The organism is Geopseudomonas sagittaria, assembly GCF_900115715.1.
GTDB classification, from domain to species: Bacteria; Pseudomonadota; Gammaproteobacteria; order Pseudomonadales; family Pseudomonadaceae; genus Geopseudomonas; species Geopseudomonas sagittaria.
Genome location: NZ_FOXM01000004.1, coordinates 287,395 through 303,082, shown reverse-complemented (window position 1 = coordinate 303,082; position 15,688 = coordinate 287,395). Strand labels below are relative to the sequence as shown.

General features: G+C 51.0%; 10 protein-coding genes and 2 pseudogenes. 5 read left to right on the top strand and 7 right to left on the bottom strand.

Features of this window, described 5'->3' with window-relative positions; all coding sequences use genetic code 11:
* Positions 1 to 4: 4 nt before the first annotated feature.
* A pseudogene (locus BM297_RS07345) lies at positions 5 to 202 on the bottom strand (hypothetical protein); the annotation flags it as partial.
* 142 nt (positions 203 to 344) lie between these two features.
* On the opposite strand from BM297_RS07345, the gene BM297_RS22345 reads away from it, so the two are divergent.
* Positions 345 to 521 (top strand): BPSL0761 family protein, encoded by a 177-nt coding sequence (locus BM297_RS22345; protein WP_342742278.1) that lies wholly within the window; start codon positions 345 to 347, stop codon positions 519 to 521.
* Between the two features lie 284 nt (positions 522 to 805).
* On the opposite strand, the pseudogene BM297_RS22275 reads toward BM297_RS22345, so the two are convergent.
* Positions 806 to 946: pseudogene (locus BM297_RS22275) on the bottom strand (thymidylate synthase); the annotation flags it as partial.
* A 145-nt stretch (positions 947 to 1,091) separates the two neighbouring features.
* Here BM297_RS22275 and BM297_RS21500 point away from each other — a divergent pair.
* The 4 genes from BM297_RS21500 (at position 1,092) to BM297_RS21485 (ending at position 7,421) form a co-directional block, all read left to right on the top strand.
* Entirely contained in the window at positions 1,092 to 3,203 is a 2,112-nt protein-coding gene (locus tag BM297_RS21500) for a hypothetical protein (RefSeq protein WP_139231032.1), read from the top strand.
* A gap of 69 nt (positions 3,204 to 3,272) precedes the next feature.
* The gene (locus tag BM297_RS21495; RefSeq protein ID WP_175526614.1) at positions 3,273 to 5,429 is read left to right on the top strand and encodes a hypothetical protein; all 2,157 of its coding nucleotides are present in this window, start codon (positions 3,273 to 3,275) and stop codon (positions 5,427 to 5,429) included.
* Complete coding sequence (locus BM297_RS21490) at positions 5,407 to 5,982, top strand: hypothetical protein (protein ID WP_139231030.1); 576 nt, start codon at positions 5,407 to 5,409, stop codon at positions 5,980 to 5,982. The genes BM297_RS21495 and BM297_RS21490 overlap by 23 nt, the downstream gene beginning before the upstream one ends.
* On the top strand, positions 5,979 to 7,421 hold the full coding sequence (locus tag BM297_RS21485; RefSeq protein WP_139231029.1) for a hypothetical protein: 1,443 nt from the start codon (positions 5,979 to 5,981) through the stop codon (positions 7,419 to 7,421). The genes BM297_RS21490 and BM297_RS21485 overlap by 4 nt, the downstream gene beginning before the upstream one ends.
* 159 nt (positions 7,422 to 7,580) lie before the next feature.
* Here BM297_RS21485 and BM297_RS07330 read toward each other — a convergent pair whose 3' ends face one another.
* The 5 genes from BM297_RS07330 to BM297_RS07310 are packed head-to-tail and all read right to left on the bottom strand — an operon-like array spanning position 7,581 to position 15,381.
* Positions 7,581 to 8,291 carry a YgjP family zinc-dependent metalloprotease gene (locus BM297_RS07330; protein WP_092429783.1) on the bottom strand — a complete coding sequence of 237 codons (711 nt, stop codon included), beginning with the start codon at positions 8,289 to 8,291 and terminating at the stop codon, positions 7,581 to 7,583.
* Between the two features lie 13 nt (positions 8,292 to 8,304).
* Positions 8,305 to 11,589, bottom strand: a complete 3,285-nt coding sequence (locus BM297_RS07325) for a type I restriction endonuclease subunit R (protein WP_092429781.1) — start codon at positions 11,587 to 11,589, stop codon at positions 8,305 to 8,307.
* A gap of 19 nt (positions 11,590 to 11,608) precedes the next feature.
* On the bottom strand, positions 11,609 to 12,466 hold the full coding sequence (locus tag BM297_RS07320) for an OST-HTH/LOTUS domain-containing protein (protein WP_092429779.1): 858 nt from the start codon (positions 12,464 to 12,466) through the stop codon (positions 11,609 to 11,611).
* 6 nt (positions 12,467 to 12,472) lie between these two features.
* Positions 12,473 to 13,771: a restriction endonuclease subunit S gene (locus BM297_RS07315; protein ID WP_092429777.1), complete on the bottom strand. Its 1,299-nt coding sequence runs from the start codon at positions 13,769 to 13,771 to the stop codon at positions 12,473 to 12,475.
* Positions 13,768 to 15,381: a type I restriction-modification system subunit M gene (locus tag BM297_RS07310; RefSeq protein WP_092429775.1), complete on the bottom strand. Its 1,614-nt coding sequence runs from the start codon at positions 15,379 to 15,381 to the stop codon at positions 13,768 to 13,770. The genes BM297_RS07315 and BM297_RS07310 overlap by 4 nt, the downstream gene beginning before the upstream one ends.
* Between the last annotated feature and the right edge of the window lie 307 nt (positions 15,382 to 15,688).

Below are 15,688 nucleotides of genomic sequence, written 5' to 3'. Positions count from 1 at the left end.
GAAGCTACATGCCGTACTTGCCAGTGTTGTCACCGCAGCCCAACCCTCCCGCCGTCGTCAGCAGCTTGTAGATTACCCTGGCAAATGCTCGGCTCTTGGCCACATTGTCGAGCACTTCCATTGACAGCTTTTCATGGTCGGTCATCGCATCGAGCACGATGCCTTCCATGCACTTGGGGACCAAGCCGTCCATCACCTGTTCGGCGGGCATCGTACAAGGTCTTGTGCAACAGGCAGAGGGGCCATGGCTACTGCTTCAAGGATGCGTCGCGGGGAGCTCTGTGCCAAAGTGGCGCCTGACACAGGCTTAGCCGAGTGCTATCGAGCCAGGACACAGAGAGCTCTTGGTCGAGCTGAGTCGGGATTGCAGGTTGCCGAATGAGATTCGGTGTGAAGCGCGTCGTTTGCTCAGGCACTATCCATCGAAAAGTGATTTACATATCGCTAGTCGACTTGAGGAGAAGAACCCCCTGAGAGTTGAGCCAGTCTTTGAGTCGCCCGACGATGCATCGGTGAATTGACGCCCCTTGGGGGCGTTGGTGCAACTCTAGGTCGGTAGGCGACACCGCTTCGTAACGCTGCAATGCGCTGGGCTTGGTGGGCGATGCTCTTGAGATGGGCAGAACAGACCGAGACCTGGCCTGAGGCTGATGTGGTTGAGGGGGCAGTCTTGAGATTGTGACGGATTGTCGAGTACCGCCAACCGAAATGTCTGACGGTGGCCCGCCGATGTTTGGCTTTGGGGGGGGCATCATAAGATGTGTTTGACCCCTGATGAGCCGCACCTCATGCAGGACGGACGCGTTTAGGCAGCTAATACAGCTTCTCTGGGGGCGTACTGTGCGGGTTGAAATAGGTGGTCTAAAAGGAAGATGTCGGCCGAGCGCTGGTACAGCTGGCAGGAGAGCTTGCCGTCGGCGACGTAGAACTGGAACAGCGCATGGCACTTTTGCGGACACTACCACGATGTCATTTTAAAAGTCCTTATAGAACATGCACTTACATCGATTGCAAGGAAAAATGACACTGATAATTTGACACCACACAGCTGGCGGCTACGGTTTGGAGTAGCGGCTATCGGGGTGATCAACATGAAATACGAAATCCACACTCAAGGGAAGTTGGTTTTTACCCAAGAAAACCACGCGTTGAGAAAAGGATTTAGTGAATATGAGTGCCTAATCCCAAATAGTGTGAATCTAGATAAGCTTGACGCTCTCTGTCGGAATCTACAGATCTTGGCTTATGGGGCAAGGGTTTCCTCAATTCCACAGTTTGTGAAAATAATTAAGGATATTCTTAATTACTTGAGGGAGAACTGCCTGGATATCCCGGATGGGCAAGGCTGGGATGGTTTTATATACGACTTTTTTTGCTTTTACTTGACTGATGATAAGTATAGTAAGGCTGCAATCAATACTCGGCAGTCAGCGTGGTGCATGTACTCTCTTTATTTTGATCAGTTGAAGATTTCCGGGATAGTACCATCCGAGACCAATATTCCTGCTGCAAAAATAAGAGAGATTAAGTCTGATGCTGAAAGATCCAAGGGATATACTCTTGGCGAGTTTGTAGAGGCAGTTGGTAGTGATCAGTTTCACTCCAGTATCGGGAAAAATAATTATCTGATCGACTTGTCATTTGCACTAAATAAAGATGAGCAATTGGCTGAAATAGAAAGACGGCTTAAGAAATACTCTGATGTGGTAAGGGACGCTGTTCTTGCGTATTGGAATGATATGCGAGGAGCTCACTTGGCTGGGCGAAAGCTTATATCAAAGATCCCTAAAGGCGATATTGAGAATGTTGTTAAGACACGTTCCTATTATGTAAAGATCAATGGGGAGTGGTGTCATTTGGCATCCATGAGAAATCCTGATGGGCTTGCTTGGTTTCTTTCGGCAGTAAATTATTTTTTCACTGAAACGGATCTTCTAGATGTTGTTTCTGTCGGGAATATATCAAAAATAGATTTTTTCTCTGGAGTCTTCAAAAGGAAATCATTGATTCATGAGTTGGTTGATGGACTCAGAGGTATTTCAAATTCCCCGTTAATGAATGAGGTTGAGATTACTGAGGTTATTGCAAGGCACCTCGGTTTGCTGTCTGCCCGAGATTGCGCTGCAGCATGTGTGCTGTTGGCTGGAGAGCATCCGAATTTTACTGCGGATTCAATATCAAAGGCTGCGCTCTTGAGTTATAAGGATAAAAATTACATTTATAGTGGATTTAATAATAAGAATTTAATCTTTGGTGTTACAAAGCCGAGAGCCACCTCTAGGAAAGTAGCAATTTTGAGTCCTATTTCTGTGATGGTTCTTGAGGGGGTTGTTGAGGCTACTGCGGAGTTAAGGCGAAAGCTTAAGGCTAAAGATCATGGCGGATCCAGATCTTTGTTTATTATATCAAGCAGGGTTGGTGTTGGGCAGCCAAATAATATTCTGATAAAGATAAATGCAGGGAAGGGGCCTAGCCTATACAGTTCAATAGAGAGAAATCTGGATGGGCTAGATATTCCTCCGGCAACATTCACAATTTCAAGAGTTAGGAATACGAAAGGGATTCTGAAGTGGTTTGAGACTGGTTCCATTCGTGAGATGTCAGTTTCTCTTGGTAATACTGAAAGGATTGTTATTAAGCACTATATGCCCCCGTGGATTTTGAGAAAGGCGAACGAGCGTTTGGTAAGGCGCTTTCAGCAAAAGCTAATTATAATTGCAGCAAAAGACTCTCCATGGCTGCTTGAGGCTAGCGATTTTAGCCAGCATAGCGATCTTCTAAACTATGTCACCAAGTTGCTTGAAATAACTAATAAGGGTGATCCTGTTTCAGATGCATTTCTGAGCAGGTGGGCTGACAGGCATGAAGATGAATATGTGGGAGGGGTAGGCGGCGAGCTCATGGTTAACCTCTCGCCGAATTCTCTTTCGCTGCTCTATGCTTATTCTGAGTGGTGCAGTAAAAACTTGTCTGATGAAGATCTTGAAACGAAAAATATAACCGTGGGAATTTCGCCAAAGGCTTTGGTTGACCTATCTAGCCTAATTAAGGCTGCGGCGACTGGTGAGGATGTCTCAGGGGTGGAGCTGATTGTGAGGACTAAAGTCCAAGGTGATTCACATAGAAGTCTGAAGTCTATGCATTCAATAGCGGTGTCGTTGGCTAAAAAATATCTACAGAGACTGGATTCAATGCATATTTAGATTAGATGTTTTTGGCTGTTCGAGGTGTGTATGCGCAAAGGTGGCCAAAATGCAAGCGATGCTCGCTTGGTGGAAGAGCTTTTAAAAAGAGCCAAGATTCTGGTGCCTGCCAAAATAGAAAAAATTAAGGCTACTTGGCTTTTGTCTGGTGATATCGGTGCTCCAGTTTGGGAGACTAGAAATGGAGGAAGAGAAGAGCTAGTTGATGGCAAGTGGGAAAAAACCATAAACGTATATTTTGATGCTTTGATGAGCGATGGAACGAGGCTATGTTCGCCAGAAAATAAATTGATATTGGATACGGTGCAGGTCTGGGCGTATTCATTGCGGGCGAAATGGACTGGCTCATCCCTAGGCCCGAGGCGATGGCTAGATACTGTTCGCTGGGGAATCAATTTGGCGTCGTGGGTATTGTTGCATAAAAATAGGTTTGCCCCCAAAGAAGAAGCATTCAAGTATTTTGATAAAAATGCGGCGCAGCAACTGTTGAGTGAGCTCGCATTAGGTGGGTGGTGCGAAGCGTTGCAGTTTATACCTAGATCATTAGTTCATTTGTATACTGAGGCATTCGGGGAGTGCCCTGGCGAAGAGTTAATTAGTTCTCCATATGAACTTCCAGAGTCGGTGAAGGAGAAGATATCGGAGTATCTTGTTCGCAATGGGGCGTATGTTGATAATGGAGGAGGTATGTCAGTTTCAAGGAGATATTTTTCTGATGTTCTTGGGGCTAGTTTGACTTCTTTTAAGAGCGACTCATTTAGGGTTTTTGCTAGACAGTTTGAGCCTGGCCTGGATCACCCTCATTTGTTGCTAGAATCATGTCTGGATACTGTGTTTCCAAGTCAAAATACGCCGCTTAAAATAGATGTGATTAATCGGATGGTATCTGAAGAGACTCTTTCGGCACATGCTGGATGCTTGGAGAAGTTTCTTTTGGGTAGAAGCTTTTTGCCTGAAAGGTACGCATCAGGGAGCTTTGATGTTGAGTTGATTCATGCTGGCCTTAAAAGTATTGTCCGGCGGAGTGGTCATCATAATCTTTTGCCATTGTCTACGGGGTTGTCGGTACTGAACGCGGTGGTTACATGGGTTTTCTCGTGTGGTGACGCAATAGTAGAGGCGGCTGTTTATGTTGTTGGAAAGTATGAGAAGATAAGAAGATCTAACTGTGGTGCCGCTGAGGCTGAAGTTCAGAAAGAAAAAGCTGTGTCTTTTGCTGTGGAGAACTGGAAGATAAAGTCTGCAGATGGTTCTGACTTAGAAAGTTTAAAAGAGAAATTTGGGCTGATGCCGCTAAATAAAAGAGTTAAGAGAGAGGAGATTTATAAGTCTCCGTCATTTTATCTGATCCTCCAGGCGCTGGTCGGGGCTTGTGCTTTATCTATAGCGATAATGAAGCCGTCTCGCGATGAGGAAATACAGAGGCTGAAAAGAAACTGTTTGGCAAGGGGTAGCGGTCTGCTGGAGGGGTATTGGCTGGATTACGAACTTGGTAAAAGTGGAGAGAGTGGATTAAATCGCAGCGATAAAAAGCCAATACCTTTCCTAACGGCTAAGGCGATATCGCTTCTTCAAAAGCTAGGTGAGAAGTTGTCTGTTTTTTATGGGGATGAAACTGCTCATGCAGTTGATTTGTTTTATTTTCCATCTGGCGCGACTTTGCATAGGCCGTCAGATAGTAATTTGGGGGGGAGAATAAATTCCTGCATTGATGTTTTTTGTGATTTTTCTGAAACGCCACTGGATGAGTACGGGCGCAGATGGTATGTGCGATTTCATGAGTTGAGGAAGTTTTTCCTCATCATGTTTTTTTGGGATGGAAAATATCATGTGCTTGACGCCGTAAGATGGATGGCTGGTCATACGCAGGCAGAGCATACTTATGCATACATTGAGGCCAACATGCCAGGAGAGGAGTTATCAAGGATTGAGGCTGAGTATGTGGATGAAAGACTGATTATGCTTGAGCGAAATGAGATAAGTCGCGGGGGGAATGAGGGCCTCGTGGCGCTCTATGATTGCGTTTGCGAGCACTTTGGGGTCAGAAGTATTGAGGGTGTTCGTGGGGAAGAGTATCTCTGCTTTCTTGAAGAGTTGCGAGCTGATAATAAGTATTCAGTTAAGCCTTACTCTATCTTCTCAAGGGATGGGGGTGGCGAGGTCTCGGGGATTGAAATAGCAGTCAAGTTTTTGGGCGCGAAAGATGAAAAATACAACGATATTTGAGGTTGTTAATAGGTATTTATGGCTAAAAGAAATTTCAGGAGGAGGTGTTGTTCTAACCGGCGAGCAGAAAGATGCAATGGCAACGATGCGAGGTTTTTGTGAAATCTCAGTAGATGGTAGGTTTAGGAGTATTTCTTATAATACACTAAAGCAATATTCAGACTTTGCACTAACTAGGGATGTTACTGGTGTTTCAAGTCTTGTGGGTTGGGAGGCACTAAAGGCAGCGAGGCGGGATGTATATGAACGGGTCGAGGGAGAGGATGTTGAGGTTAGCGATGGTAGCGGCGAGGAGCAGAGTCTATTTTTTATTAAAAAGCAGAAAAAAGAAGCTGAGGTGATGGCGCATTTATGCTCCATGGCATATTTCGAGCTTTTTAGAAAAGTTTATTCTTTGGTGGATAATAAAAATGTATCTCAAGATGATCTGTGTCGTCAGATCAAAAATGTGCTTGAGCAGTCATTTGATAAGTTTGAGAATATTGTGTCTCCAGTGAGTGGTGTGTTCGATGGGGACGGATTAAAGCTTGTTTCGGGCGGGAGGGCTGAATGAAAAAGAAACAGCTCTATACTGTTTACGAAAATGTCTCAATTCCAGACCATGTCAGATATGTTGGGGGTGCGAAGTTTGTTAAGTTTCGGGTTGTGAAGAGGCTGGCATTTTTGTCTTGGCCAAACGGTAAGCCATGTGTGGCTGCGAACCATTGGTTGACGAGCGTTTCGAGTTCTACAACAGGCAGCACAACAGCTACGTATGCTGCGCATGTTTCTCATTTAATTAGGTTTTGTTTCTCAAAGAAAATTTCTTTTCATCAACTGTCTGATGGGCTTCTGCATGAGCTTGTAGAAGATCTAATTTGCGAGAGATCTAGAGAAGATCCAAGTTTGTTTGCTAGGCACAATAATCATGTTAGGCAAATAATAAGAACTTGCATTTCATTTCTTTTTTGGTACCAAGATAATTTTTTTGTTGGTCGCGATGGGCGGTTAATAGGGGTTCTCTCAGACAATCCAAAGATTGTTGTCAAGTTGAAGAGAACTTCTAGAGTGGTTTACTTTGAGCATTCATCGTTGCCTCCTAAGGAAGCTTTGCAAAGCGACAAAAACCCAATGCCTGATGAGTATATTGAGAGGATTCAAGATGAGATTTTGAGAAGAAGGGAAATTTCTGAAAAAGGTGCTGGATCCAGCGATCTTGTTAATCAAAGGGCGCGGTATATTTATGAGAGAAGGATATTTGTTGTTTGGATCATGAAGAGAACTGGGTTGCGCCCAGAGGAAATGCATGAGATTCCCGTTCATGAAAACGCTAATGTTTTGGCTGAGCTTAGAATAAAAATACCAACAAAGAAAAGGCGAAGAAATACACCTCCTGTCCGTTCTTTTCCAATAATGGCAAGAGACGCCATGCACTTCACGAGATACATGAGGGCTAGGGAGGCGTTTACAAGTTTTCTGAAAGTATTGGATCCTGGTTATATAGATTGCGGGGCTCTCCTCCTGAATGAGCATGGACGTGCAGTCAGAAAAGAGTCTCTCACAAAAGATTTTGAGCGATTGTCAAAGGGGGCTGGGCTTGAGAGTACTAAGTCGTGTTTTTCAATGTTTCGGCATAGGTTTATTACGCGAGAAATCGTTGTGCATTTGAAGGAATTTATGTCTGGCGGGTCTTCAGCAAGAGAGATGATGACTGATGCTGTTTTGAAAAGCATCGCCAAGCGGATTGCGTCGAAAACAGGGCACGGTAGTCCTGAGTCAATTTGGGCATATTTTGATATTGCCTGGGATTACATCGGTTTATGGGGGTCAGCTGATGCAGCTCTTTTAGCAATTGACTCTATGGAGAGTGTTAAAGAGGAGTTGGTTAGAACAAGGCATGATGTGGCGATGGGTGATGTTAATGATTTTCAAGAAATAAAAAAGAGGCTTATTTCTCTTGAGCGAGAGTTGGAGTCAATCAAGTCTTCCGTCGTTAAAGGAGTTCGCGTCTGATTGTATTGTTTGGTTTTTTGTGATGAATCTGGTTGAGCTGTATTCGAATATTTTGGTTGTTTTTTTGATTTTTATTGAGTGGCTCTGCGGTTGATTTAAGGCGGCGCGCCTATCACTGTCATGTATTTTCTCTCAAGTGCCATAAGCTGTAAGTTATAGTTACACCGCATCCCCAAACGCAGCTCGCTCAAGAATTTCATGCTGCCGTCGCCACCTAGGCAGATGCTGCGCCACCAATGCCCAGAAGGCTCTGGTGTGATTCTTTTCCACCGTATGACACAGCTCATGGACGATGATGTAATCCACAACGTTGGCCGGTAACTCCATCACCCGAGGATGGAACTCAAGGACATTACGGGCATCGCAGCTGGCCCAGCGGCTCTGGAAGTGACGGATGCGGGCTCCTTGGGATTGCAGTCCCGTCTGGCGCTCCCAGTGGCGGACGCGTGCGGGCAGCTTTTCCTGAGCACGCTCCCTGTAGAAGTTATCTAGCAGCGGTATCAGAGCCCCAGGCTGAATGCTGACTCCTTCGGGGCTGTCGATCACGAAGCGTGAGGCTGTAAAGGTCAACATGGGGGAGGCCAAGTCTGGTGTGTGGCGCACCTCGGTGTAGTAGGTGCGACCGGCATATCGCAGACGGCTGCCAGTGACGATAGCCTCATTCACCTGTGGCTGGTTTACCTGGGCCAGCTTCTCGCGAATCCAGCGGGCACGCTGGAGTATCAGAGCTTCCTGTTCGGCCTCGCTCACCTGTGGGCCTCGGAGCAGCACCGGCTGTCCGCGCTCGACGGTCACATAGTGCCGCTTCAGCTTTGTATCGATCTGGAAGTGCCATTCGATAGTGGTCTGGCCGTACTGCAACAGAGGCATGGTCGAAGTCGCGTCAGTTTTTCAGCAGGATATCAACGATGCGCTTGGAGTGGTCACGGGCAACTGAGCGCTCCCAACCTGCCAGCGGCATCAGCAGGCGACGCAGATGGTCTTTGATGTCAGGGAGTATGTCCGGCATCTGCTTCCACTTGTCGCTGGCCATGGTGCGCTTCAATTCGGCGTCTTCAAACAGCTTGCCAGTCATGGCCCTGGCGGACTCCTCGGCTAGCTGTGTGGCAAGGTAGTGATAGACAGCCGAATGCGCCGGATGGTTGAAGCCGGTGTTGTCTTTGTCCCGAATTTGCTGGCTGAACAGGTCGAGCTGCTCCAGGAACTGCGCCTGGCTGATCCGCCCGGCCTTTTCCTCTTCCAACAGCTTGTCCAGCTTTTCAGCCAGCTTGTCGAAGAAGGCGGGATCCTTGTCCTTCCCGGTCGTGATGGTGTGCCTGAGCTGATTTTTCATCACCAGGGCGCGGCTGCCAGAGCTGGCAACCTTCTTCAGGCGGGCCATGTCGCTGGCATCCAGAATCGACACCTCGCGGCCCAGCAGGCTCTTAGCGGGGCTGGCATCGATGTACTCATCCAGCAGCTGCTGCAACAACAGCGACTCCAGCTTGGTAATGCGCTCCTTGTAAGTGCTGCTGGGCAGCTTGTCGCGCAGCATCAGCCGGATTTCGGCAAACAGAGTGAAGTAGGGCTTGAATGGCACGCCGCGCACGTCGGGAAGGATGATGTCGATGGAGCGATTGAATTGCTTCACAAGCTCCAGATAGTCCTCCACTGCATCCAGCCGGCTGGCAGGATCAAGGAAGCGCTCGGCATCGTCCTTGAAGTCCTCACGCTGGGTTGCCGGATCGTGCTTCTTGGGCAGTAGCTTGAGGATACGGTCAAGGGTGGCTTGCAGCTTGGGCAGCTCGCTCTCCACCCCCTGCCAGACTTGTGAAGGCTTTACCTCGCCACCGTAAATCTTCAGTGCATGGTCAAGCTGCTCCACCACCCCGTGATAGTCGACGATGTAGCCGGCGTTCTTGCCTGCCATGGTGCGATTCACCCGTGCGATGGCCTGCAACAGGGTGTGCTCCTTGAGCGGCTTGTCGAGATACATGGTGCCCACGACAGGGGCGTCCCAGCCGGTCAGAAGCATGTCCGACACAATGATGAGGCCGACATTGTTGGCGTGCTGCTTGCCATCTGGCCCCTTGCTTTCATCGCCATACGGCAGCGGGAACAGCTTGCTGACAAAGTTGGCGATCTGCTCGGAGGGCATGGCGACGGGTTCCTTGCCAGCTTTCAGCTCGTCCCGCACCCGTTCCTCGATGCTTTGCACCGTGTCGATGCTGACTTGTTGCTCTGCTGCTTCCTCCTGTACCGACGCGCCAGTACGGTTTGCAGTCATGCTGCCCAGAGAGATGACTACCTTGCTCTCGAAGGTTGGCTTGCCCTGCATGGCACGCTCGGCCATGAGTGCATCGAGCAAGTCTTTGTAGCGCACGGCCATATCCCGGCCATCACAAACCAGCATCGCCTTCAGCCCCTTGGCCTGGACGTTGGCGATGAAGTGCTCCACCAGGTTGGCCGCGATCTTTTCCATGCGATCACCGGCCTGACGCCAGCGTGCGAGGAGCTCGCGTTTCAGAGCCTGCTGGCGGACTTCGCTTTCGCCGGCAAACTGCTTTTGGAATGCCTCGTCCAGTTCAGTGTTGGTCGACAACGCTACCCAGGCATCCTGGTACTTGATCGGCAGGGTTGCGCCATCTGCTACTGCTTCGTGCAGGCGGTACTCGTCGATGTACTCTCCACCCCCGAACTCGGCCAGTGTGTGCTTGTCGTCTTGCAACAGCGGCGTGCCGGTGAAGGCGATGAACTTAGCATTGGGCAGGCTGGCTCGCATGAACGCTGCCAGGAAGTCGTACTGGCTGCGGTGGGCTTCATCGACGAGGACATAGAAGTTCGGCTTGGTACTCAGCACGCGGAAGTGCACCTTCTCGCGGCTGACCTCCTCCCACTTGGCATCCAGAGCAGCGCCATTCGCATCCAGTTGGCCGAAATGCACATTGCGCTCTTCAACCATGTAGAAGTCTTTGTCTTCACGCACCCGCCGATGCCGAGTGGCTTCCAGGCTATCGTCCTCCTTGTCCGGTGTCGTATTGGGGGCGTCGCCGGGCTGCTCGTTTTCCTGGAACTTTTGCACCGTACTGGTGAACACGCTGCCGTAATCGTTGGATAGCATCTTGATCAGGCCGTCCACCGAGACAGCCTGGATAGCCTTGATGCCGACAGCGTGGAAGGTATCGAAGATCTGCTTGTCGAGGTCTTTACGGTCAGTGAGAACCAGCACGGTCGGGTTGTTCAGGCCGGTGCTATCCGCACGCAGGATCCGAGCCAGCAGAGCCATCGTCAGGGATTTCCCCGAGCCTTGCGTGTGCCAAACCACACCACCCAAGGGCTTCGGTGCGGCCAGACGTGCCACGGTTTTCCTCACGGCACGCCACTGCTGGTAGCGCGGCAGTTTCTTCACCGTGCGGCCATCGCGGGTTTCAAACAGCACGAAGTGGGTGATCAGTTGCAGGAAGCGGCCTGGCTCGAACAGCGCCCACAGCAGCTGGTCTTGCTCACTCGGAGCATCCCCCAGCAAGGCGGACACTGAAGCCAGCTCGGGCTCTTGCACACGATAACGGGCATAGAAGGCGGGTTTGGTGAGGATGGCCCCATACAGCCCTTGTCGCCTGTTCAGGCCCACGCAGACCTGATTGAAGACGAACTGGGCAGCGAAGCTGCGTTGGTAGCCATCGAGCTGCGCCAGTGCCTCATCCAGGCGGTGATGGCTGGCCTTGCACTCGATGATCGCCAGCGGTAAGCCATTCACGAACAGCAGCAGGTCAGGCCGGAAGACATCATTATCGGCGTTTCTGCCCACATACTGGTCGACCACATGGAAGTCGTTGTTGGCTGCATCGCTGGCGTCGAAGAAGCGTACGCTGCGAGGCTTACCTTCGGCGTCCTTCACCTGGATGTCTGTTCGATGAACTGCCTGCTCCCAGAACGTCTTGTTGGCTGGCAACAGCTCATCGTTGACCAGTTTGCGCAGTTCGAGCAGAGCCGAATCCACACCGCCGGGAGCCGACTCCAGCCAGGGGTTCAGAAGGAGCAGCCGGGACTTCAGAATATCGTCCAGGATTGGCGCAAGGTGGCGGTGCTCCACCTGAATCTGCTTGCCAGGCAAGTGGGTGTAGCCCAACTTGATCAGCGACTCTATCGCGGGTCTTTCAACGCCCGTCTGTTCGGCATGCTGTGCCATGAATTCCCTCTCATGCGACTCACTGGTGGCGGCGATACCACACAACGGTGCGTCCGTTTTCTGGTTGGCTCTGCTTGCGAATTTCGAACTGCTTGGACTCGTGTATCACATGCCGCCAGCTACCGCAGCCGTAGCGCTTGGGTGTCTGTTCGGGATAGGTACGAGCTACCCAGGCAATGGCTGCGTCGAGCGCTGTCCAGCCATTCTGGGCCAGCCGAGTCTCGGCCTCGCGCAAACAGGCAGTGATCCCGCTGCCAGGCCAGTCTACGGAGCCATCTACCCAGATGCCGTTGAGGAAAGCATCCTTGAAGGCCTGTGTCTCCATGAAAGATGCCATGCTGGTGCGAGCCTCATCCATGGCTTTGGCCCAGCCGTGCAGGGTCAGGTAGTGCCCATCGATGGTCTCGTAACTCTCATCGAGATAGCGGTCGGCCGCCTCGCACCCACTAGACTCCCAGAGATCGAAGCGCTGTAGGAAGTGGTGAACCAGTTCGTTGCGCAGGTCTACCAGCTCCTTCAGGGCAGCCTTGGTTTCTTCGTACTGCTCCGAGGACATTTCCATCTGAAAGCGGAAACTGATCCAGAAGCGGTCACCGCTATCCGCCGAGGTTTCTTCGCTTTCGGGGCGTGGTGGGGTCAGATAGCCCTCGGTCAGCATCCCCATCAGAGTGCCCATGGTCTTCTTGTGGGCGCAAGCTACTTTCTCATCACGCAGGGCTTGCAGCTGCTCGGGAGGGCCCGCCAGTTCGCTATGGGCGACCATCGCCTTCAGCAGCCGCTCGTATTGCTGCAAGCGCAACAGGCATCGCCCGAGCTTGCGTTGCACCGTGCGTTGCAGGTCAGCCACGCTATCCATGTGGATGTCGGATCCGTCCATGCCCCCTCAGGTCTCAGTTGTAGTGTCCAGCTGGACGCGCCATTCGCCGGTAAGCAGTTTTTGCATCAGGCCGACTTTGATGGTTTGGTATTCAGATTGCTTAATTTTCAATTTTTTCAGCTTGTCTTCAATGGTGGCAAAAATCTCAGAAATTCTGCACTGCTCTGCGAATGGTGGTACAGGGATCTGCTTCTTTAACCAATCCTTTGGTTTGAACAGGAATTTCTCAATGTCTACCCCTTGGCTGCAAATAAGGAATAGTCTTGCATATTTTATGGCTTGGACTAAATAGCTTAAATAGGTTGCACTGAATCCATCTTTAGCTTGAAGAACAAGATATTCGTTGGAGACCAATGCGCCTTCCAGATGCGCGGGGACAATTCCGCAGGCGCCATGAACAATCTGCCGTTCGGATATAAGAAAATCACCCGCCTCAAGCAAGAACTGACTTTTAACTTTTATGTCCGCGCCAAGCAACTCGTCTCTAAGTTCGATCCCTCCATATCGGCGCTTCACTGTCACTCGCCGGTAGAGATGGTCATCGGTCATCTTGAATGGACGCTCAATAATGTCTAGAACACTCCCGATGGTTTTCACTTCCCAACTAACTGGAATCTCTCCTAGTTCTGTTTCTCGAAACTCATTATGCGGCACCCAGCGGCCGTTAGGGCTCTGAGTCCCCGCGCCTCGATTGAACAGGCTTTGCATCAGTCCTCGCTTTAGGGTGATATAAGTCTCAATCTGGCGGGTAATCACGTCTAGCTTATCGTCTACAGCAGTGAGAATTGCGGATATTTTTTGTTGTTGAGGTAGTGGTGGCAAAGCCAAACCGAACTCGCGAAGTACCTCAAGACGAATACCCTTAACGGTTGATCCGGTTCCGGCTGCCTCAATTTTCTCAGCGTTATACTGAAACCAAAAAAACAAAAACTCTTTGGAGAGTGACTGCTTCGGAAATATTGCCTTCAGGTCTTGATTGATCGCGACATCGCATTCGAAGAATGCAACCTTTCCAAGAGCCATTCGCGTGGGTGTGATCAAAGTTCCAGCAGGGATTAGATTTGCTGAGCTTTCCTTGATTGCCTTTTTAGTTATGTATTCGGCAGTCTTAGAAAGTCTCGTTGCCGTAAGATCTTTGACGCTGGCCCAAGGTATTTCTCCATCCCAGTATTCAGCTACGTCCCTTGATGGAGTGCCCCCGCCAATAATCGCTTCGACTTCACTCCCGATGCATGATGATGACCAATCTTGCGGGATCCAGCCAATGCTGCTTTCTTTGTATCCCGGCTTGCTCGCTACACTCATTCCACCGCCTCCAGCAAGCCAAGCTCCATCAGATAGCCGTGTAGCAGTGTATCGATTTGGGTCTCTTCTTCGGCCAGCACCGCCAGTTGCGCCAAGCTGGCGGCAACATCGACTGTTTCCTCGGTTACACCGTTATCGATATAACGGGCAATGTTGAGGTTGCCTTCGTTGCTGCGGATTTCATCCAGTTTCACCACGCGGCAGTAGTTGCCAACCTCGGCTTGACTGTCGAAAGCGGCTTTGTGGGTGCTGACGATGCGAGTGATGTCTTCGGGGCGGAGACTGTTCTGAGCCTTTCCTTCTAAATAGTCCCGGCTGGCATCGATGATGATGACCTTACTCTTGAGAGCTGCCGGTTTATTTTTGTTCAGAATCAGGACGCAGGCTGGAATACCGGTGTTGTAGAACAGCGCCGAGGGCAGACCAATGACGGCTTCGATGAGGTCGCCTGGCTGGCTGCCACTGGATGCATTGGTGCCGAACATCAGGCCTTCGCGGATCTTGCCTTCTTCGCCACCACGGAACAGCACGCCATGGGGCAGAATGATTCCCATCCGGCCATCGGCCTTGAGACTGGCCAGCATGTGTTGAGCAAAGGCAAAGTCGCCATAGCTGCGCGGTGGAACGCCATAGACTAGGCGGCCATAGGGGTCGCTCACCTGCTTGTAGTTGGGCGCCTTGAGCTTTGTGCCTGCCTCCTTCTCTGCCTCGTTGACCAGTTCCAGCGGTGCCCACCAGGCCTTGGCCGAGAAGGGGGGGTTGGCAATCACCCGGTCGAAGGTCTTGAGGTAATCGCCATCCAAGTGTTTGGGCTCAACCAGTGTGTCACCGCGCTCGATCTCGGCGCGCATGTTGTGCAGGTAGAGGTTCAACTTGGCGATGGCCCAAGTGCCAAGATTTTTCTCCTGCCCATACAGCAGGACGTTCGGCTTGCCGCCCATCAGGGTGCCGTTGGGCAGGCTGGCGACGTGGTGGGCGCTTTCCACCAGCATGCCGCCACTGCCGCAGGTCGGGTCATACACGCTATGACCAGGCTGTGGATCGATCAGCTCGACCACCAACTGCACCACACTCTTTGGGGTGTAGAACTCACCGCCTTTCTTGCCAGCGTCGTCGGCGAACTGCTTGATCAGGTACTCGTAGGCATCACCCAGCATGTCGGCCTTGTACAGGTCGGCGTTGCCTAGCCTGTACTGGTTGAAGTGCCGCAGCAGGCGCTGCAAGGTGTGGTCGGACAGCACCCGCTTGTCGCCAAACTGGGTGGCCGTGAGCACATGTTGCAGCTCGGGATTGCTCGCTTCGATGCTGGCGAAGGCCTTGTCGAGAGCCTCGCCAATGTTCTCGCTACGCCAGGTGAGGGCAGACCAGCGGGCGCTTATGGGGAATTTGCCCCACTTGTCCTCGGCCTCCTCCTGAGCCTCCTTGAGGCTCAGCCCTTCGTCACCCACCAGTTGGGCGACGCGCTCCTCGAAGACATCGTTGAAGCGCTTGAGGAACAGTAGGCCGAAGATGTAGTTCTTGAAATCCGAGGAGTCGATGGAGCCGCGCAGGATGTTCGCGGACTCCCAGAGCCAGGATTCCAGGGTTTCAAGGGTGAGCTTTTCAGCCATGGGTGAATCAGTCCTTGTGCGGGGCGTCGTGCCAGCCTGCCATCAGCCTGCTTACTGGAGGATATGGCTGCTGAAACCAATGTGAGGGGGGAGGCTGGATCGATTCTACCAAGCCAGCAAGGTCATAAAGCCGCCAACCAATTCCCCGTGGGGTCAAAGGACGCTCATTGTCCGAACTGGCGACGCCTTCTGTGGGGCGTGGCGTCTGTCAGTGTCCTCTGCGGCTCATCCAGTCGATGAGGCTCCCGCAAGCGTAGGGGGGGGCAAAACCTGTCAATTAAGTCGTAAATGTGAGTGACCATTGCCT

Coding starts and splice junctions, on each gene's coding strand:
- BM297_RS07315 (WP_092429777.1), bottom strand. CDS start 13,771: ATGAGTGTAGCGAGCAAGCCGGGATACAAAGAAAGCAGCATTGGCTGG.
- BM297_RS21485 (WP_139231029.1), top strand. CDS start 5,979: ATGAAAAAGAAACAGCTCTATACTGTTTACGAAAATGTCTCAATTCCA.
- BM297_RS21490 (WP_139231030.1), top strand. CDS start 5,407: ATGAAAAATACAACGATATTTGAGGTTGTTAATAGGTATTTATGGCTA.
- BM297_RS21500 (WP_139231032.1), top strand. CDS start 1,092: ATGAAATACGAAATCCACACTCAAGGGAAGTTGGTTTTTACCCAAGAA.
- BM297_RS07325 (WP_092429781.1), bottom strand. CDS start 11,589: ATGGCACAGCATGCCGAACAGACGGGCGTTGAAAGACCCGCGATAGAG.
- BM297_RS07320 (WP_092429779.1), bottom strand. CDS start 12,466: ATGGACGGATCCGACATCCACATGGATAGCGTGGCTGACCTGCAACGC.
- BM297_RS07310 (WP_092429775.1), bottom strand. CDS start 15,381: ATGGCTGAAAAGCTCACCCTTGAAACCCTGGAATCCTGGCTCTGGGAG.
- BM297_RS07330 (WP_092429783.1), bottom strand. CDS start 8,291: ATGCCTCTGTTGCAGTACGGCCAGACCACTATCGAATGGCACTTCCAG.